This is a genomic window from Aeromonas sp. HMWF015 (assembly GCF_963878965.1).
GTDB lineage: Bacteria > Pseudomonadota > Gammaproteobacteria > Enterobacterales > Aeromonadaceae > Aeromonas > Aeromonas veronii.
Map to the genome: position 1 here is coordinate 29,467 of NZ_CAWNZT010000126.1, position 19,316 is coordinate 48,782.

The 19,316-nt window shown below is 61.4% G+C and carries 9 protein-coding genes and 1 tRNA gene; 5 read left to right on the forward strand and 5 right to left on the reverse strand.

The annotated features are described in order from the left end of the window. Window positions 1–11: 11 nt before the first annotated feature. From AACS18_RS06520 to AACS18_RS06530, 3 genes are all read right to left on the reverse strand, one after another. Window positions 12–3,074: an efflux RND transporter permease subunit gene (locus tag AACS18_RS06520; protein ID WP_108613964.1), complete on the reverse strand. Its 3,063-nt coding sequence runs from the start codon at window positions 3,072–3,074 to the stop codon at window positions 12–14. A 167-nt stretch (window positions 3,075–3,241) separates the two neighbouring features. Next, window positions 3,242–5,581, reverse strand: a complete 2,340-nt coding sequence (locus tag AACS18_RS06525) for an acyl-CoA dehydrogenase (RefSeq protein ID WP_108613965.1) — start codon at window positions 5,579–5,581, stop codon at window positions 3,242–3,244. 48 nt (window positions 5,582–5,629) lie between these two features. Further along, on the reverse strand, window positions 5,630–6,283 hold the full coding sequence (locus AACS18_RS06530) for a TetR/AcrR family transcriptional regulator (RefSeq protein ID WP_005334507.1): 654 nt from the start codon (window positions 6,281–6,283) through the stop codon (window positions 5,630–5,632). 468 nt (window positions 6,284–6,751) lie between these two features. Between AACS18_RS06530 and AACS18_RS06535 the strand changes: the two genes are divergently transcribed. Both AACS18_RS06535 and AACS18_RS06540 read left to right on the forward strand, forming a co-directional pair. Next, a complete protein-coding gene (locus tag AACS18_RS06535) occupies window positions 6,752–7,492 on the forward strand; it encodes a phosphatase (RefSeq protein ID WP_108613970.1) in 741 nt (246 codons plus the stop codon). Between the two features lie 89 nt (window positions 7,493–7,581). Then, window positions 7,582–7,657 (forward strand) — tRNA-Thr (locus AACS18_RS06540). 39 nt (window positions 7,658–7,696) lie between these two features. On the opposite strand, the gene AACS18_RS06545 is transcribed toward AACS18_RS06540, so the two are convergent. After that, window positions 7,697–8,893: an ROK family transcriptional regulator gene (locus AACS18_RS06545; protein WP_181363421.1), complete on the reverse strand. Its 1,197-nt coding sequence runs from the start codon at window positions 8,891–8,893 to the stop codon at window positions 7,697–7,699. A gap of 119 nt (window positions 8,894–9,012) precedes the next feature. Here AACS18_RS06545 and AACS18_RS06550 point away from each other — a divergent pair, with 119 nt between their 5' ends. From AACS18_RS06550 to AACS18_RS06560, 3 genes are all read left to right on the forward strand, one after another. Then, complete coding sequence (locus tag AACS18_RS06550) at window positions 9,013–12,291, forward strand: DUF5107 domain-containing protein (protein WP_108613967.1); 3,279 nt, start codon at window positions 9,013–9,015, stop codon at window positions 12,289–12,291. 81 nt (window positions 12,292–12,372) lie between these two features. Further along, on the forward strand, window positions 12,373–13,824 hold the full coding sequence (locus AACS18_RS06555) for a sugar porter family MFS transporter (protein WP_033136275.1): 1,452 nt from the start codon (window positions 12,373–12,375) through the stop codon (window positions 13,822–13,824). Further along, complete coding sequence (locus AACS18_RS06560; RefSeq protein ID WP_108613968.1) at window positions 13,821–14,678, forward strand: aldose 1-epimerase; 858 nt, start codon at window positions 13,821–13,823, stop codon at window positions 14,676–14,678. The genes AACS18_RS06555 and AACS18_RS06560 overlap by 4 nt, the downstream gene beginning before the upstream one ends. 95 nt (window positions 14,679–14,773) lie before the next feature. Here AACS18_RS06560 and fdhF read toward each other — a convergent pair whose 3' ends face one another. Beyond that, window positions 14,774–18,952: a formate dehydrogenase subunit alpha gene (gene fdhF, locus AACS18_RS06565; protein WP_258228873.1), complete on the reverse strand. Its 4,179-nt coding sequence runs from the start codon at window positions 18,950–18,952 to the stop codon at window positions 14,774–14,776. Between the last annotated feature and the right edge of the window lie 364 nt (window positions 18,953–19,316).

The following is a 19,316-nucleotide window of genomic DNA, read 5'->3' on the forward strand; positions in this document are numbered from 1 at the left end:
GAGCTCCTTGCTCAGGCCCGCTGGCGCAGGGGTTGTGGGATTGTCACCTGCTCCCCGAGACGCAGGAAGGCAGGCAACAGGATCAGGGTAAACAGGGTGCTGCAGCTCATGCCGCCGACAATGACGGTGGCGAGCCCGCGGTAAATTTCGCTTCCTTCGCTCGGGCTCAGCATCAGCGGCAGCATGCCGAAGATGCTGGTGAGGCTGGTCATGGCGATGGGGCGCATCCGGCTTTGCAGGGCATCGGCCACCGCCAGCTGACGGCTCATGCCTTCCCGCTCTGCGGTGCGGGTCTGATGCACCAGCAGGATGGCGTTGTTGACCACCAGTCCCAGCAGGATGACAAAGCCGATGATGGTGAGCAGATCCATCGGCAGCGGCACCAGCAGCCCGCTCAGCTGCAGTGCCAGCACGCCGCCAACCGAGGCAAGGGGCAGGGTGAGCAGCACCAGCAGGGCATCCTTGATGGAGGCAAACACTCCCCACAGCAGCACCAGCAGGATCACCACGGCGAACAGGAAGATGGTCCCCAGATTGTCGAGCGCCTGTTGCAGGCTGTCGGCGTTGCCGGCAATGCGTAGCTCGCCACCGGCGGGCAGCAGGGGGCGGATAGCGGCAAAACTGCGGTTTTTCAGGGTGTCGAGCACCTGCTCCATGGTCATGCCCGCCGGGGGCGCTATCTGCAGGATGATGCTGCGCCGCCCATCGGCCCGGAAGATGCTGGCCGGGCCCATGTCGTGTTCCACCCGCAGCAGCTCGCCAAGGGGAACGATGCGCCCGGAGGGAGTGGCCAGCGGCACTGCCTTCAGTTCGTCCGGATTGGCGGAGCTCTGCCCCATCAGCATGATGTCGAGTCGATCCTCGCCATCGAAATACTCGCCAACCCGCAAGCCGTCGCCAAAGGTCTGGATGATGGTGGGCAGGGGCGTGCGATCCCAACCCACTTCGGCGAGACGCCGATCTTGCGGCACCAGTTTGAGCTCGGGGGCGGTGAAGTCGAGACTCGGCTCGGGCCGGATCTGTGCTCCCGGCAGGTCCTTGCTGAGGATCCCCATGCTGGCACGGGCCGCCTGATAGAGCTCGGGCAGGTTGCCCCCCTGCAGCAGCAGGGAGACGCCGTTTTCGCTGTCAAAGCCGCCAAACAGCGACCCCTGACCGCCGAACACCCGGGTGTCGGGAATGCCTACCAGCAGCTGTTTCATCAATAGGCTCTCCAGCTCCTTGATGCGGGTCTCGTCCTTGGGGCGCACGCCAATCTGGGCGCCCCCCGGGTAGCGCAAGATGTAGTAGTTCTTGAGGGCTGGCTCTTTCTCCCCCTTCATGTAGGGGGCGAGGCGGGCGATCAGGGTATCGATCACCTCTTCGCGCTGGGCCTTGAGGTTGACCCCGGGGGTGAAGTTCATCCAGACATCCACCGCGTCCCGTTTCACGTCCGGCAGATAATCCATCTTGGGCAGCAGCGCCCAGGTGGCCAGGGCCGGCAGGCTCATCATCAGGGTGATGACCGTCCAGCGCTGGCGTGAGGTCGAGGTCCAGCGGATCACGTGACGGGTGGTGCGCTGCCACAGCGACTCATAGGGATCGGTCAGTGTTTCATGTCCCATCCAGCGCGCCGCCACCGCAGGCAGCACGATGACGGCGACCAGCATGGAGACCGTCACGGCGCAGGCGATGGTGAGCGCCAGATCGGCAAACAGCTGACCCTCCACATCGTTGAGCAGCAGCACCGGCAGGAAGATGGCGACCGTGGTGAGGGTGGAGGCGACCAGCGCCGTCCACACCTGACGGGTGCCTTCGAGCGCCGCCTCCGCCTTGCTCAAATCCCCCCGCTCGTGGCGCCGGTAGATGCTTTCCAGCACCACGATGGCGGCATCGAGCACCATGCCGACGGCAAAGGCGATGCCCGCCAGCGAGATGATATTGAGGGTGCGATCCATCACCTTGAGCAGACAGAAGGTGAGCATGATGCTGATGGGGATGGCGAGGGCAATCATCAGGGTCGCCTTGAGCTGGCGCAGGAAGAGCCAGAGGATGGCACAGGAGAGCAGCACCCCGAGCCCCAGGTTGGCGGTGACCATGCTGACAGCGCGATTGATGTAGAGGGAGGCATCGAACGACTGCTCCATGTGCAGCCCGACCGGCTCCAGCACCTCGCGGTTGAGCTCGTTCACCCGGGCCTTGATCGCCTCAAGGGATGCCAGGGCATTGGCGCCGCTCTCCTTGAAGATCTGGGCGGCGATGGCGGTATTGCCGTTCTGGATCCGCAGCACCGGGTTCTCTTCCCTGGCCACCCTTACTTCTGCTACATCCCGCAGATAGATGGGCAGGCCATCGCGCCAGTCCACCACCTTGTCCCCCAGCGTCTCGACATCATAGCGACCGGCAAAGCGCAGCTTGTACTCCCAGCGACCGATGTCGAGGGTACCGGCCGACACGTCCCAGCCGGTGGTGGCGCGGCTGGCCAGCACCGGGATCTCCACTCCCAGTTCGGCGGCGCGGTAGGGGTCGAAGCGGATCTGGATCTGGCGCTCGTTGATCCCCTCGATCGCGACCGTCGAGACCCCTTCGATGCGCTCCAGCTCGGGTTTGACCCGCGCCTCGATCAGCGCCTGATGATCATCGATCACCCCTTTGGCACCGGGCAGCTGCTGGATGAAGAAGAAGGTGAGGGTATCGTTGCTGCTGTAGTTGTTGACGTAGGGGCCGCCGATCTTGTCCGGCAATCCCGAGACCCGGTTCAGCCGCGAAATCACATCGAGCTGGGCCCGTTGCATGTCGGTGCCGAGGGCAAACTCCATGTCGATTTCGGTAAAGCCGGGATAACTCTCGCTGGTGAGGCTCTTGAGCCCCTGAATCCCCTGCATCTCCTGTTCGATGGGGTCGGTGATCTCCGACTCCATCTCCTGGGGCGAGGCTGAACGCCAGCTCACCGAGATGTTGAGGTGTGGACGGTCGATGTCGGGGAACAGCTGGATCGGCAGTTCCCGGATGCTGAGCAGGCCCAGCAGGAAAATCAGCACGATCGAGACCGCCACCCAGATGGGGCGTTCGATCGCCGTTTTGGCGAGGTTCATTCACTCTTCCTGAGTTGTTGTTATCGGCCATTCCGCTGGCCTTGCTTCCAAAGCCCCTGCAACAGGGACTCAAGCATTTAACTGGAATTCTCCCGGCTTGTAAATGCATGGTTAACAAACAAAAAAACCGGCCACTAGGGCCGGTTTGGTAAAGGTTTGCCAGGGGATCAGGCCGCGTGCTCGACCTTGTTTGGCTGCTTGTTTGGTTGCTGTGAGAAGCCTTCCAGCTCTCCCGGGGCGAAGTTGTCTACCTGAATGGCTTCGTAGCGCAGGGCATCGGCGGCCAGCAGTTTGTCCGCTTCGTCCTTGCTCAGGATGGAACCGGCCAGCGCGGCGGCAACCAGCTCCGGCAGAGCCAGTTTGCGGGGCAGTTTGCCCTCTTTCTGGGCCTGCACCAGCTTCTTCTCGTAGGGCTGAACGGCGACCATGGCCTGGAAGGCACGCTCCATCAGACCGACCGGATCCGCCTCGTCTTTGCCCACATAACAGAGAGCGGTCAGACGGTCGCGGAACTCGCCCGGCTTCATCATGGCCAGACAGATGGCATGGCAGCGATCGTCTGCTGGCATCTTGTAACCGACGCCGAACGGGAACACCACCCGCTTGAGCACGGCACCCACCACCTTATTCGGGAAGTTCTGGAAGAAGCCCTCGAATGCCTTGCCAATCAGGTAGAGGTTGCGCTCCACCGCGTACTGCACGAATGGCAGATCGGAGACCATGCGACCCTGATCCTCGTAATGCTTGAGGGTGGCGGAGGCCAGGTAGAGGTGGCTCAGCACGTCACCCAGACGGGCGGAGATCATCTCCTTGCGCTTGAGATCGCCACCCAGCATCAGCATGGAGACGTCTGCGCACAGGGCCAGCCCTTTACTCATGCGGGAGAGCTGCTTGTAGTAGCGAGCGGTTTCACCGGCCACCGGCGCGCTGTTGAACTGGCCCAGGGTCAGCCCCTGGAACAGGGAGCCGAAGAAGTTGCCGGCACCGAAGGCGATGTGTTTCATCAGCAGGGCGTCAAACTTCTCGAGACCGCGCTCCACGTCGGTATCGGCCGCCGCTTCCAGCTCGGCAAACACGTACGGGTGGCAGCGGGTAGCCCCTTGCCCGAAGATCATCAGGTTGCGGGTCAGGATGTTGGCCCCTTCCACCGTGATGGCGACCGGAATACCCATGTAGGCGTAGCCGGTGTAGTTTTTCGGGCCCAGCTGGATGGCACGACCGGCGTGGATGTCCATGGAGTCATCCATGATCTGGCGCGCCATCTCGGTCATGTGGTACTTGGAAATCGCGGTGACGATGGCCGGTGCCTGACCCAAGTCCAAGGAACCTGCGGTCATACGACGGGCTCCTTCCAGCTGATAGGTGAGGCCGCCGATGCGAGCCAGCGCCTCTTGCACCCCTTCAAACTTGCCGATGGACATGCCGAACTGCTTGCGTACATAGGAGTAGGCGCCCACGGTACGGCTCGCCATATGACCGCAAGCGGTGCCCAGGGCAGGCAGCGAGATGCCGCGACCGGCGGAGAGGCATTCGACCAGCATGCGCCAGCCGCGACCGGCGTAATCCGGGCCGCCGATGATCCAGTCGAGCGGAATGAACACATCCTTGCCGAAGGTCGGGCCGTTCAGGAACGCCAGACCCATGGGGTAGTGGCGATCGCCAACGCGCACGCCTGGGTGGCTGGTTGGGATGAGCGCGCAGGTGATGCCCAGCTCTTCCTTGTCACCCAACAGTTTTTCCGGGTCATAGAGTTTGAACGCCAGCCCCAGCACGGTGGCGCGGGGGGCCAGGGTGATGTAGCGCTTGTTCCAGTTGAGGCGAATACCCAGCACCTCTTCACCCTTGTGCATCCCTTTACAGACGATCCCCTTGTCAGGAATGGCACCCGCATCGGAGCCAGCCTCCGGCCCGGTCAGGGCGAAGCAGGGCACCTCTTTGCCATTGGCCAGCCCCGGCAGCCAGAAATCTTTCTGGGCTTGGGTGCCGTAGTGCATCAGCAGTTCGCCCGGGCCGAGGGAGTTCGGCACCATGACGGTGACCGCCACGCTCAGGCTCTTGGTCGCGATACGGGTGACGATGGTGGAGTTGGCAATCGCCGAGAATTCGCGGCCGCCATAGGATTTCGGGATGATCAGGGAGAAGAAGCCTTCCTTCTTCAGATAGTCCCAGACCGGCTCCGGCAGGTCTTTGGTTTCGTTGACGATCTTGAAGTCGTCAACCATGGCGAGCAGGGTTTCGACCTGGTTGTCGATAAAGGCCTGCTCCTCTGCGGTCAGCTCGGCCTTGCCGTAGCCGTGCAGTTTTTTCCAGTCGGGGTTGCCGCGAAACAACTCGCCATCCCACCAGACGGAGCCGGCTTCCATGGCCTCCCGTTCGGTAGCTGACAAGGGCGGCAGTATCTTTTTGAAGATGCCGAACACCGGACGGGTTACCACCTTTTTACGGATGGAGGGTACGCCGAGCACAACGGCTATCGCCAGCACCAGCAGGACAAGCAATGTGATCATACCGAAGTTCCTTCTATTTCACTGTTTCCGTTGATTTATTGTTGGTTGTTACACGGCCAGGGAGAGCCTGGTCGACTCCACGGGCGCCCCGACTCCGGACGCCAGATAAGGAATAACGTTGCGCACCAGCCCTTCTACATCGAGCTGCTGGCCAAAGTCGGCCAGGGCGATGTCGCGCAGCGCATCGGCAGAGGCCATGGTGAATACGACGGTGCCCAGAGTGAAGTGCAGGCGCCAGAAGAGGTCTGCCGGCGACAGGGCAGGATTGGCCTTGGAGATGGCCTGGGTGATCCTCTGCAAAATGGGGCCGTAGTGGGCGGTGATGAAGCGGCGCAGGTGGCCCTGGCTGTCGATATAGCCGCGTCCCAGCAGCTGCATGAAGATGGCCGGGCCATTGGCCCGCACCGCCGAGAGCTTCATCAGCGGCTCGACAAAGCTTTCAAACAGTTGCAGCAGGGTCAGCTGCTCCTGCTCCATCAGTACCCGCAGGCGGGCATCGAGATCGGGCATAAACAGGCTCAGATAGCGGTCCAGCACCGCCTGGATCAGCTCCTTCTTGGAGCCGAAGTGATAATTCACCGACGCCAGATTGACGTCGGCTTCACTGGTGATCAGACGCAAAGAGGTATCGGCGAATCCCCGCTCGGCAAACAGCACTTCAGCGGCGTCGAGAATACGGTTTTTGGTATCGATTTTACTCACTGGACACCTCACTTAAACGAATGTTTAAAAAGTACGTTTCATAACGTGAAGTGTCAAGAGAATGTGAATGAGTGTTAGCGGAATGTTTTTCGATGAAAAAAGCAAAGTGGGCGGAACTTAGTCAAAAAGCAGGACTCTATATCTATGCCACTGCAATTAAACATTAAGTCTCGCCCAACCTGCACCATGCTAGTTGGGCCTTTTTTTGCGCGTCTGTTACCGGTTTGCGGTTTGCAGGCAAAAAAAACCGCCGCAGGGCGCGACGGTGGGGAAAGTGAGTTCGCGTCATCCTGACGGCAAACTGTCGATGCGAGTTCAGGCATGTATCGACGGGGGCAGTATGCCAGCCAGAGCCCCTCAGACTATGTCAGCTTCGCGGTATTTTGTGACAAAGTGTGGCAAGCACTGGCGTGGCCCAAGCTGCCGCTCTTTGCTATGCTGCCCTTTCAAAATATGAGGGGAGAGAAGATGAAGTACCCGGTCGATACCCACACTCACACCATTGCCAGCACCCATGCCTACAGCACCATCCACGACTATCTGCCGATAGCCAGGGCCAAGGGGATCAAGCTGTTTGCCACCACGGATCACGGGCCCGAGATGGCCGATGCCCCTCATGTCTGGCATTTTGCCAACTTGCCGATATTGCCAAGAGTGGTGGATGGGGTAGGGATCCTGCGGGGTATCGAGGCCAACATCAAAAACCTCGACGGGGAGATCGATTTTCCCGAGCGCTATGAGTCGCGCCTCGACATGATCATGGCGGGTTTTCATGAGCAGGTATTCCCTCCCTGCGATCAGGCAACCCATACCCAGGCGATGATCAACGCCATCAAGAGCGGCCGGGTCGATATGATCAGCCACCCGGGTAACCCCTCATTTCCCATCGACATTCAGGCGGTGGTCAAGGCGGCGGCCGACTATCGGGTGGCGCTTGAGATCAACAACTCTTCCTTTATTCACTCGCGCCCGGGTAGCGAAGGCAACTGCCGTGCCATCGTTGAAGCCGCGCGAGACCTGGGGGCCTATCTCACCTTCGGCTCCGATTCCCACGTGGCATTTACTCTTGGCGATTTTGACCACTGCCATCGTCTGGTGACCGAAGCGGGCTTCCCGCAAGAGCGGATCCTGGTGCGCTCCCCCCGTGCCCTGCTCGAATTTCTCGAAAGCCGCGGCCGGGCCCATATCCCCGAGTTTGTCGATCTGTAAATCGGGCTCTAACACCATGAGCCAACTCATAAAATCGAGCTGGCTCAATTGACTTGCCGGTCATTTTTTATGAATGTGGAGAGCAACAAGCCGGTATAGCTCAGTTGGTAGAGCAGCGCATTCGTAATGCGAAGGTCAGGAGTTCGATTCCCCTTATCGGCACCAGATCGTGAGGGCAGGTTTCATTTGTGAAACCTGCCCTTTTTACATGGCTTTTGCCAAGGCTCGCTCCACATAGAGATAGCCAATCCCCATCACCTGCTGGGCGCGGCTGAGCTGGCCGAAACGGATATGGGTGGCGTTGACCGCATCGCTGCAGTCGAACGGGTTGGCGCCGGTTTGACTGACGATCGTTTGCAGCCAGGTTTCACCAAAGTGGCAGCTGCGGCCATAGAGCCAGATGCGGTTGATGTTGAGGATATTGAGGAAGTTGTAGAGGCTCAGGCCAATGGCGCGGGCCCCTTCGTCCACCAGGGCGCGGATCATTGCATCCCCCTGATGGTAGAGCGTGAGCAGTTGGGCGGTATCCAGCTCTACACCAGTCTGCGCCGGGTTGTCGGCACTGGCTTGTTGTTTGAGAAAGACCTGGGCCCGTTTCTTGATGGCAAACAGCGAGGCGACTGTCTCCAGGCAGCCATAGCGGCCGCAGGCACAGGCGCTACCGTCCGGATTGATGATGGTGTGGCCTATCTGGCCGCTGCCAAACAGGGCGCCCCGGTAGATCTGGCCGTTGATGATAAAGGCCGACCCGATGCCGTAATCGACGTTGATGACGCAAAAATCCCCGTTTCCTTCCCGGCCCTGCCACTTCTGGGCCAACGCCAGCATGATGCAGTCGTTATCCACCATTACCTCGCAACCCAGTCGCTCCTCCAGCAGGTACTTGAGCTCGACCGGCGCGTGCCAGGGGGCTTGCGGCATGGTTTGCGACACCCCGGTCGCCGGGTTGACCTGGCCGTGTACCGACAGGGCCAGCCGGATCGCCAGCCCCTTGTGGCGGCGTTTGTGCTGGTAGTAGTGCGCTTCAATCAGGCGCAGCAGCTCATCGGGGGTTTGCGGGGCAATCTTCTGGTCACTGAACTCACCCTGCGGGGTGATCAGGTTATCCACCAGGATGCTCTCCAGACGGGTGGGGCTGATGTTGAGGCAGAGAATGGCCCCCTGGCCGCTGGCAATGCGGTAGCTGCCGCCATTGATGCCGCGCTGGGAGAGGTTCTGATCGCTGTGGCTGATGGCGCCATCGGCCACCAGTTCGTCGAGGATCTTGCTGACCGCCGGGATGGAGAGCTCGCAGTGGCGGGCCAGGGTGGATTTGCTCGCCTCCTTGAGCTGATAGAGCAGGGCCAGCAGCACCTGCTTGTTGTGGTGGCGTACCTTCTGGTTGTTCAACCCTATGCTCATCACTTCACTAAACTCCGCTTACTGTATTGCGTGATCTTTAGGCAATTAATAGTGGTTTAACCATTCTAATCTGGTCTCACTGAAAACTTTACTAACAAATGTTGAGTGAGGCGAGATTAATGAGAGCTGATGTCAAGGTCTGGGTTGAGACCATCTCACTGCCGACCTACGAGGTGGGCGCCGAAGATCCCAACCCCATGTTTCTCGAGAAGCGGGTCTATCAGGGCTCCTCGGGGGCCGTCTATCCCTATGGGGTGATCGACACCCTCACCGGCCAGAAGCAGATGAAGCCCTATCAGGCGGTCTGGCTGGAGAATGACTTTATCAAGGTGATGCTGCTGCCGGAGTTGGGTGGCCGCATCCACCGTGCCTATGACAAGGTGATGCAGCGGGATTTCGTCTATTACAACGAGGTGATCAAACCGGCGCTGGTGGGGCTGGTGGGTCCCTGGATCTCCGGTGGTATCGAGTTCAACTGGCCGCAGCACCACAGACCTACCACCTTTATGCCGGTGGATTTCACCATCGCGGAGCGCGAGGGCGGCGCCAAGACCGTCTGGCTCGGCGAGGTGGAGCCGATGCGCGGTCTGCAGGTAATGGCAGGCTTCACCCTCTATCCCGACAAGGCGCTTATCGAGATCACCGGCAAGGTGTTCAACGGCAATGACACGCCGCGCCACTTCCTCTGGTGGTCCAACCCGGCAGTGAAAGGGGGCGATGCCCACCAGAGCGTCTTCCCGCCCGATGTGACCGCCGTCTATGACCACGGCAAGCGCGACGTCAGTGCCTTCCCCATCGCCCGCGGTACCTACTACAAGGTGGACTACTCCGCCGGGGTCGATATCTCCCGTTACCGCAATATCCCGGTGCCCACCTCCTATATGGCGGACAAGTCCGACTACGACTTCGTCGGTGCCTACTGCCATGACGAGCAGGGCGGTCTGTTGCACGTGGCGGATCACCACGTCTCGCCGGGCAAGAAGCAGTGGAGCTGGGGCAACTGTGACTTCGGTCTGGCATGGGATCGCAACCTGACCGATGACAATGGCCCCTATATCGAGCTGATGACCGGGGTCTACACCGACAATCAGCCCGACTTCACCTGGCTGGATGCGGGGGAGGAGAAGGTGTTCGTGCAGAACTTCCTGCCCTACAACACCCTCGGCACCCTGCAAAATGCCAACACCCGCGCCGCCATCAAGCTGGAGCGCAGCGATGATGGCCTGCTGTGCGGTGCCTACGCCATCGCGCCGCTGTGCCACGCCCGTTTCGAAGTGAGTGACGAGAGTGGTGTGCTGTTCACCCAGACGCTGGATCTGCAACCGGGTCAGGCCTGGCTTGAGCCGCAGGCCATCACCAGCGAGGGACGTTTGCAGGTACGCCTGCTGGATGAGCAGGGCCAGTCGATCCTGAGCTATCTCGAGCATCAGCCCGCAGGCGAGGCCTTGCCGGATCAGGCTACTGCGCCGGAGCCCGCCGTCAATCTCGACTCGGTCGACGAGCTCTACTTCATCGGCCAGCATCTTGAGCAGTATCTGCATGCCAGCCGTTCGCCCTTTGATTACTACCTGCGGGCACTGGAGCTAGACCGTGGCGACTATCGCTGCAATCTGGCGCTGGCAACGCTGGAGTACAACCGCGCCAACTATGAGCAGGCGTTGACCTACGTCAATCAGGCGCTGGTCCGTGCTCATCGCCTCAACAAGAACCCCCAGTGTGGCAAGGCGAGCTTGCTGCGCGGCCACATCGAGGAGCGTTTGGGCCAGTTCGATGCCGCTTTCGATGACTTCTACAAGGCGACCTGGAGCGGTAACTGCCGCGACAGCGGCTTCCTCGGGCTGGCTCGCATCACCATGGTGCGCCGTGACCCGCTGCAGGCGCTGCCCTTTGTCGAGAAGAGTCTTGCGGTCAACGGCACCCACTACGGCGCCGTTGCCCTCAAAGGGTTGGCGCTGCTGGAGTCCGGCCAGCGGGAGGCAGCCATCGCCTATATCGACGAGCAGCGCGTCCGTTATCCACTTCACTATCAGCTCGCCTTCTTGCGCTGGTTGGCAAGCGAGCAGCCGAGCGATCTCGAGGCGCTGCGCACCCTGTGCAATGGGCGCGGGGTGAACCTCTGTTTCCTGGCAAGCAATCTGCTGGCGCTGGGACGCCCCGAGCTGGCGCAGCAACTGCTCTCAACACTGCCGGTGGAGGAGACCCTGCCGCTGCTGTTCCAGGCGGCATTGTTGCCGGAAGGTGAGGCGCAGGATGCCCTGCTGCAACGGGCCGAGCAGGCCTTTGGCCGCAAGGTGCGCTTCCCCAATACCCTTGGCGAGGTGGCGATGCTGGCGCAACTGCCCCAAAGCTGGTTTGCCAGCTATCTGCTGGGCTGTTTCCACTACAGCAAGCGCAACTATGAGCAGGCGATTGCTCTGTGGCAGCAGGTGTGCGAGCAGGCACCCGAATTTGCCCCGGCTTGGCGCAACCTTGGCATCTATCACTTCAACAAGAGCGGCGATCCGGTGGCGGCCGAGCAGTGTCTGAGTCGGGCCTTTGCCCTCAAGCCGGACGATGCGCGGCTGCTGTTCGAGCTGGATCAACTGCACAAGCGTTGCGCCATGGCCCCCGCAGATCGGCTGGCGCTGCTGGAGGCGCATCGTGAGGTCGCCCTCAAGCGCGACGATCTGACTGCCGAACTGCTCAGTCTCTATCACATCACCGGTCAGCTGGAGGCGGCGGCGGAGATCTTGCGGCTGCGCGAATTCCACCCCTGGGAGGGGGGCGAGGGCAAGGTGACCGGGCAGTACCTCATCAATCAGCAGCGCCGGGCGCTGGCGTTGATGACTCAGGGACGCCACGAGCAGGCCATTTTGTTGCTGCAACAGGCGCTGCACTACCCCCTCAATCTGGGGGAGGGGCGTCTGGTGGGGCAGACCGATAACGATATCCACTACCTGCTGGCGCTCTGCCATCTGGCCTGTGACAACCAGAGTCTGGCAGCCCAGTGCCTGCAACAGGCCTGTCTCGGTCAGGGGTCGCTGGGGGCCAGCCGCTACTACAACGATCAGCCGGTGGATTATCTCTTCTATCAGGGCATGGCGCTGGTACGTCTTGGTCGGGTTGCGGAGGCGCAGCGTCTCTTTGAAGGGATGGTCGGCTGGGCCGAGCAGGCGATGGGCGAGTCTGTCGAGGCGGACTTCTTCGCCGTCTCACTGCCGGATCTCATCGTGCTGGATGACGACCCGCAGCACAAACATCGCCAGCACTGTCTGCTGGTCAGGGCGCTCGGTCTGTTGGGGCTGGGTCAGCGGGATGGTTGTGAACAGACCTTGCGAGAGCTGCTCACCCTTAACCCGGCTCACGACAAGGGGCACCTCTTTGCCCTGATCTGCCGCGAGCTGTCACTCCACTCATAACTCTCATAACAAAAACCGGCGCCCCGCCACGGTGAGGGGCGCCACTGCACCCTACAATCGACAAGATAGAAAGGATGAGTCATGGAACGCACGAAAAATCAATTGGATACGAATGGGCTCAATATGAGCTACATCTGGATGATCTGTTTGGTGGCCGCCTGCGGTGGCCTGCTGTTTGGTTATGACTGGGTCGTGATTGGCGGGGCCAAGCCCTTCTATGAGGCCTATTTCGCCATCACGGATCCGGCCCAGTCCGGCTGGGCCATGAGCTCGGCGCTGGTGGGGTGCGTGCTGGGGGCCGCCATCTCCGGCTGGTCAGCCGACCGCTTCGGTCGCAAGAAGCCGCTGATCCTGGCCGCCATCCTCTTCACCATCTCGGCGTGGGGCACGGCTGCGGCCAGCAACTTCGATCTGTTTGTGGTTTATCGCATCATCGGCGGGATCGGCATCGGTCTGGCCTCTGCGCTCTCGCCCATGTACATCGCCGAGATCAGCCCGGCCAACAAGCGCGGCAAGTTCGTGGCCATCAACCAGCTCACCATTGTCATCGGTGTGCTGGCGGCTCAGCTGGTGAACCTGATGATCGCCGATCCGGTCGCGAGCAACGCCACTCAGGCCGATATTCTGGCGACCTGGAACGGCCAGTCCGGCTGGCGCTGGATGTTCGGTGCCGAGCTGGTACCTGCGCTGGCGTTTCTGGTGTTGATGTTCTTCGTGCCGGAGTCACCGCGCTGGTTGGCCAAAGATGGTCAGTATGAGAAAGCCTCCCGCATGCTCGGCAAGATTGGCGGGGATGCTTATGCCAAGCAGACCCTGGCCGATATCCGCCAGACTCTGGTGGGTGAGACCCACAAGGTGTCGCTGGCGGAGCTGGGCAAACCCTCGGTGCGGCCGATCCTCATCATCGGGATTGTGCTGGCGGTGTTCCAGCAGTGGTGCGGCATCAACGTCATCTTCAACTATGCGCAGGAGATCTTTGCCTCCGCCGGGTTTGACATCAACAGCACCCTCAAATCCATCGTAGCTACCGGTCTTATCAACTTGCTGTTTACCCTGATCGCGCTGCCCATGGTGGACAAGATTGGCCGCCGCAAACTGATGCTGATTGGCTCGGCGGGACTGACCATTATCTACGGCATGATGGCGGCGGCCTACGCCACAGGCGTACTGGGGCTGCCAGTGTTGCTGCTGGTATTGGCGGCCATCGCCATCTATGCCTTGACCCTGGCGCCGGTGACCTGGGTGCTGCTCTCGGAGATCTTCCCGAACCGGGTGCGCGGGCTGGCGATGTCGGCCGGAACCTTGGCGCTCTGGATCGCCTGTTTCGTGCTGACCTACACCTTCCCGCTGCTTAACGCCGGGTTGGGCGCCGCAGGCAGCTTCCTGCTCTATGGCCTTATCTGTTTCGCTGGTCTCATCTTTATCTATCGCAAGGTGCCCGAGACCAAGGGGGTGACGCTGGAGGCACTGGAAGCCCAACTGGCCCAGGGCAAGGTCGAACTGACGCCGACCAAGGCGAGCGCCTCGGCATGACGGTTTACACATTGGGCAACCCGCATCTTCGGATGCGGGTTTCAACACAAGGAGCCTGTCTGCTGGGGCTGGAGGATGAGCAGGGGCGCCCGTTGCTGCGCGACACTGACCTGGCGCAGCCATGGCATCCCGGCCAGAGCGCGCTGTTTCCCATGTTGCCGCTGGCCAACCGGGTCGCAGGCAACCGGTTCGAACTGTGGGGAGATGACTGTTCGCTGCCCGCGAGCGAGCTCGATCCCGACTTCTTTCTGCATGGGGATGGCTGGTTGCAGCGATGGCAATTAGTGGCGTTGACCGACTGCTCGGTGACTTTGCAGCTCACCAGCCAGAATGGCCCCTTTCACTATCTGGCGGAGATCGACTATCGGCTCCAGGGAGCGAACCTGGTGGTGCGGATCAGCCTGACCCATCTCGGGGAGAGCCCCTGCCTCTACGGCGCGGGTTTTCACCCCTTCTTCTGGCGCGACGAGCAGACAAAGATTCGCTTTCTGGCGAGCGGCGTCTGGCAAGAGGGAGCAGATCATCTGCCGAACGACTGGTCGAGCAGGCTGGCGCCCCACCTCGACTTTCGTCAGTGGGCTCGCCCGCAAGGGTGGCTCAACCACTGTTATGGCGGCTGGCGCGGCCAGGCCGAGCTTGACCATACTGCCCGCCAGCAGCGGCTGCTGGTTTCAAGCGAGTGTGCCTTCCTGATGCTCTACCAGCCCGATGAGGGGAGTGGCTTTGTCTGTCTGGAGCCCCAGAGTCACGCCGCCAATGCCCACCACCTGGCCGGTCACCCCGGTTTGCGGCTACTCGCCAGAGGTGATCGTATGAGTATTGGTATGACCCTGACAGTAGCGTCCGGGGACTGATAATGATCTGGCTTGTGGTATTGATGAACGCAATGAGCCACCCGTCGGGTGGCTCTTTTTATTGCGGATTATCCTGCGTGTTACCTGATCTCCGGTCAGGCTATCTCCATCTCTGGCTGTGGTGTCGAGGTGTGTTGGCTGGTCAGCTTGTCGATGCGCACCGCTGCCACCTTGAACTCGGGGATCTTGGCGTGGGGGTCGGTGGCATTGATGGTGAGCCGGTTGGCCGGGGCTTCGGCGAAGTGGAACGGGATAAAGACCACGCCCGATTGCATCCGCTTGGTGACGAAGGCGGGCAGTTCGATATGGCCGCGGCGGCTGGTGACCTTCACCCGCTCACTGTTGCTGATCCCCATCCGCTCGGCGTCCGCCACGCTCATCATCACCCGCGGGCCTGCCAGCTTGTCCAGCCCCTTGGTCTTGCGGGTCATGGTGCCGGTGTGGAACTGCTCCAGCAGGCGGCCGGTGGTGAGCACGATGGGATAGGTCTCGTCGGGCAGTTCGGCTGCATAGCGGAACGGGGTGGCGACCATCTCCCCCTTGCCACGGGTGAACTGCTTGCCGTGGAGCAGGCGAGTGCCTTCGGGCACCGCGTCGTTGCAGGGCCACTGTAGCCCTTGTACACCCACCTTATCCCACTGGATGCCGGCGTATTGCGGGGTGACTTGGCAGATCTCGGCGGTGATCTCCTGGGCGTTCTGATAGCGCCAGTCGCCCCCCATGGCGTTGGCGATCTGCTGGATGATCCACCAGTCCTCCCGCGCGTCGCCCGGTGCCTTGAGGGCGGGGGAGATGCGCTGAACTCGCCGCTCGGTGTTGGTGAAGTGGCCGCTCTTCTCGGCAAAGGAGCAGGAGGGGAGCACCACATCGGCGAGCTGTGCGGTTTCCGAGAGGAAGATATCCTGCACCACCAGAAACTCCAACTGCTTGAGCCCCTCGATGACGTGGTGCTGATCCGGATCGCTCAGCACCGGGTTTTCCCCCATCACATAGAGCCCCTTGATGCTGCCCGCACAGGCGGCATCGATGGTCTCGGTAAGGGTGAGGCCGGGCGTGCGCGGTAAGTCCGGTTGCTGCCAGGCGGTGGCGAAGCGGGCATGTACCTCTGGGTCGGCCACCTTCTGATAGCCGGGCAGGCAGTTGGGCAGCGCCCCCATGTCACAGGCACCCTGCACGTTGGATTGGCCCCGCAGCGGGTTGATGCCGCCCCCTTCGATGCCGATGTTGCCGCACAGCAGTTGCAGGTTGGCGATGGCCCGCACGTTGTCGTGGCCGGTAGTGTGCTGGGTGATCCCCATGGAGTAGTAGATGGCGGTGCGTTCGGCGGTGCCGATAAGGCGCGCGAGCTCGATCACCTGCTCGGCCGGTACGCCGGTGACGAGGGCCACCTTGTCCGGTGCATAGTCCGGGGAGAGCACCTCTGCTTGCAGCGCCTCGAACCCTTCCACTCGTGCGGCGATGTAGGCCTTGTCGTGCTGGATGATCTGCTGCATCAGGCCGTTGAGCAGCATCACGTCGGTGCCGGGGCGGTGGGCCAGATAGAGGCTGGCATGGTCGGCCATCTCGATCCGCTTGGGATCGGCCACTACCAGCCGCGCCTTGCCCGTGGTGACTGCCCGCTTGATATGGGAGCCGATGATGGGGTGGGCCGCCGAGGTGTCGGAGCCGATGATGAAGATGAGATCCGAGTGATCAATGCTCGGGATGTCATTGGTCATGGCGCCGCTGCCGAGCGATGCCTCCAGCCCGGTGACGGTGGAGGCGTGGCAGAGCCGCGCGCAGTGATCCACGTTGTTGGTGCCAAGCTCCCGGCGCATGAACTTCTGGAACAGGTAATTCTCTTCGTTGGTGGTTTTGGCCGAAGAGAAACCCGCCAGTGCATCGCTGCCATAGCGTTGGCGCAGGGCGGTGAAGCGCTCGGCCACCAGGGCGATGGCCTCCTGCCAGCTGGCGGGCACCAGCTCGCCATTTTTACGGACAAGCGGGGTAGTGAGGCGCTCCTCGCTCTGAATAAAGTCAAAGCCGAAGCGCCCCTTGACGCAGAGCAGCCCCTGATTGACCGGCGAGTTGCGATTCCCCTCCACATAGCGGATGCGGTTGTGCGCCGCATCGACGTAGAGGGTGACGCCGCAGCCGACCCCGCAGTAGGTGCAGATGGTATTGACCGGCGTGAGCAGCTCGGTGCGCCCCTGCGACTTGTCGCGGGCATCCACCAGGGCCCCGGTGGGGCAGACCTGTACGCAGGCGCCGCACTGCACGCAGTGGGAGTCACCCATCGAGAGCCCCGTGTCGAACTGCGGGCGGTTCGAGAGGGTGCCATCGCTGTTCTTGGCAAAGCACAGCACACCCTGCACCGCCTGTTCGCCACAGGTCTGCACGCACTGGCCGCAGCCAATGCAGCGGTTGGCATCGAACACGATAAATTCGCTGCTGTTATCCACTGCAAACTTCTGGCATTGACTGGTATCGAGAGCGCTCTGCTCGACCTTGTATTGGGTGGCATAGTCGCGCAGCGCGCAATTGGTGTTGGCCTGACAGCCGCACTCGAGGCAGCGGCTGGCTTCGCTGCGGGCATCGACATCACTCAGACCTCGCTCCACCTCGGCAAAGCTTCCCTCCCGTTCGTCATCCGCCAGATGAGGCATGATGGTGCGGGCGACTCTTTTCAGGTGGGCAAACTGGGCGGGATCGACCTGCTTGAGTGTGGGAGCCTTGCAGGCGTTGAAAGGAGGAACCGTATTGATCATGTCACCGTGGAGGAACTGATCGATGGCCAGCGCCGCCTTGCGGCCATCGGCAACCGCTTCGATGGCGGTGGCGGGCCCGCGGCGCAGATCGCCGATGGCGAACAGGTTGCCGTGGCCGCTGTGCATGGTCTCGGGGTGGGACTCCAGCGTCTGCCAGCGGGTGAAGGGGAGGGTGAGGGGCTCCCCTTCCATAAAGCTGAGATCCGGTTGCTGCGACACCGCCGCAATCACGGTATCAAACTCTTCAATGAGGTACTCGCCGGTGGGCTCCGGGCGGCGACGGCCGGAGGCGTCCGACTCGCCGAGGGCCATCTTCTCGAGGCGCACCTGACAGACGCGACCACGACTGTCCGGCAGATTCTCTACCGGATTGGTCAGCATCATGAAGCGAACCCCTTCGTGCTCCGCCTCGTCAATCTCGTAGGCTTCAGCGGGCATCTCGGCGCGGGTGCGGCGATAGATAAGGGTGGTGTCAGCCCCCAGCCTGACCGCCGTGCGGGCGCAATCGATAGCGGTATTACCACCCCCGATCACCGCAACCTTCTTGCCGGTGGTGAGCCGCTTGGCCAGCATCCGATCCTTGAGGTAATCGACCCCGAGATAACAACCTGCCAGGGTGCTGCCCGGGTAATCCATCGGTACCGCCTTGGAAGCACCGACCGCCAGACAGACCGCATCATAGTCGCGGCACAGCGCCGAGAGGGTGAGCTGGTGGCCCAGTCGCTGCCTGGTGTGGATCCGCATGCCGCTTTGGCACATCAGGTCGATCTCCTGATCGAGGATCGCCTTGGGCAGCCGGTATTCGGGGATGCCGTAGCGCAGCCAGCCACCCGCTTCGGGCATCGCCTCGAACAGATCGACCTCGAACCCCTCGTAACCCAGATAGTAACCGCAGGTGAGGCCGCCCGGGCCGCTGCCGATAATGGCAACTCGCTTGCCCTTGGCGGGCTTCTTTGCCGGTTGATAGGGGGCAACCTCTGCCAGATCGAGATCCGCGGCGTGACGCTTGAGCTGGCGAATGGCGAGCGGCTCATCTACTAAGGCGCGGCGGCACTCTGCCTCACAAAAAGCGGGGCAGACCCGGCCGATGGAGAGGGGCATCGGCAGGGTCTGTTTGATGACGGCCATTGCCGCCTGGTGATCCCCCATGGCGATGTGATGCAGATAGGATTGAATGTCCACCCCGGCCGGACAGGCGCGCTGGCAGGGGGCTTCGCAATCAGCGTAGTGATCTGCGAGGATGCGGCCGAGCGCCAGCTGGCGGTGTGCGCGCAGGGCATCGCTTTGCGTCGTGATCACCATCCCTGCCTCGGGGTGCGTTTCGCAGGCGCGGCGGATGCCGAGACCGGCAATCTCGACCACGCAGAGATCGCACGGCGTCTTGGGGGCGCTGGTGTTGTCACCGCACAGGGAGGGGATGTCGATCTGGTGCTGTTTGGCTATCTGGAGCAGGGTTCTGGTCGGGTCAACCGTCAACTGAGCCCCATCGAGGGTGATGGTGATCATGGCGTCATAACTCGCTTTCAAGGCGCAGAAAATGCTGCATCTGGCGGAGCCAGCAGGGGAAGCGACAGGGAGGCCGCTTGCTATACGCTCACCATAACAAAGATTATTTACAACTTTATTTGATTTTAGACAGCTTATTGTTCAAAAGAGAAAACGATTTCAGGTTGTCTTGTCTACCTCATCGGCTCGGCGCATCGTTGAGGATTATTCCTTTTACAGCAGTAAATTCATTGTCTTATTGTCAGTTTATGCGTCTGGTAGAAGAGAGGCTGCTCTCGCTCGCGGTAGGTGTTATCCGTCAGTAGCACCATTTGTGATGCAACTTATTTTGCATCAATGGTGACTCAAGGCATGCGGCGCATACAGAGCAAAGGGGGTGGGTGGC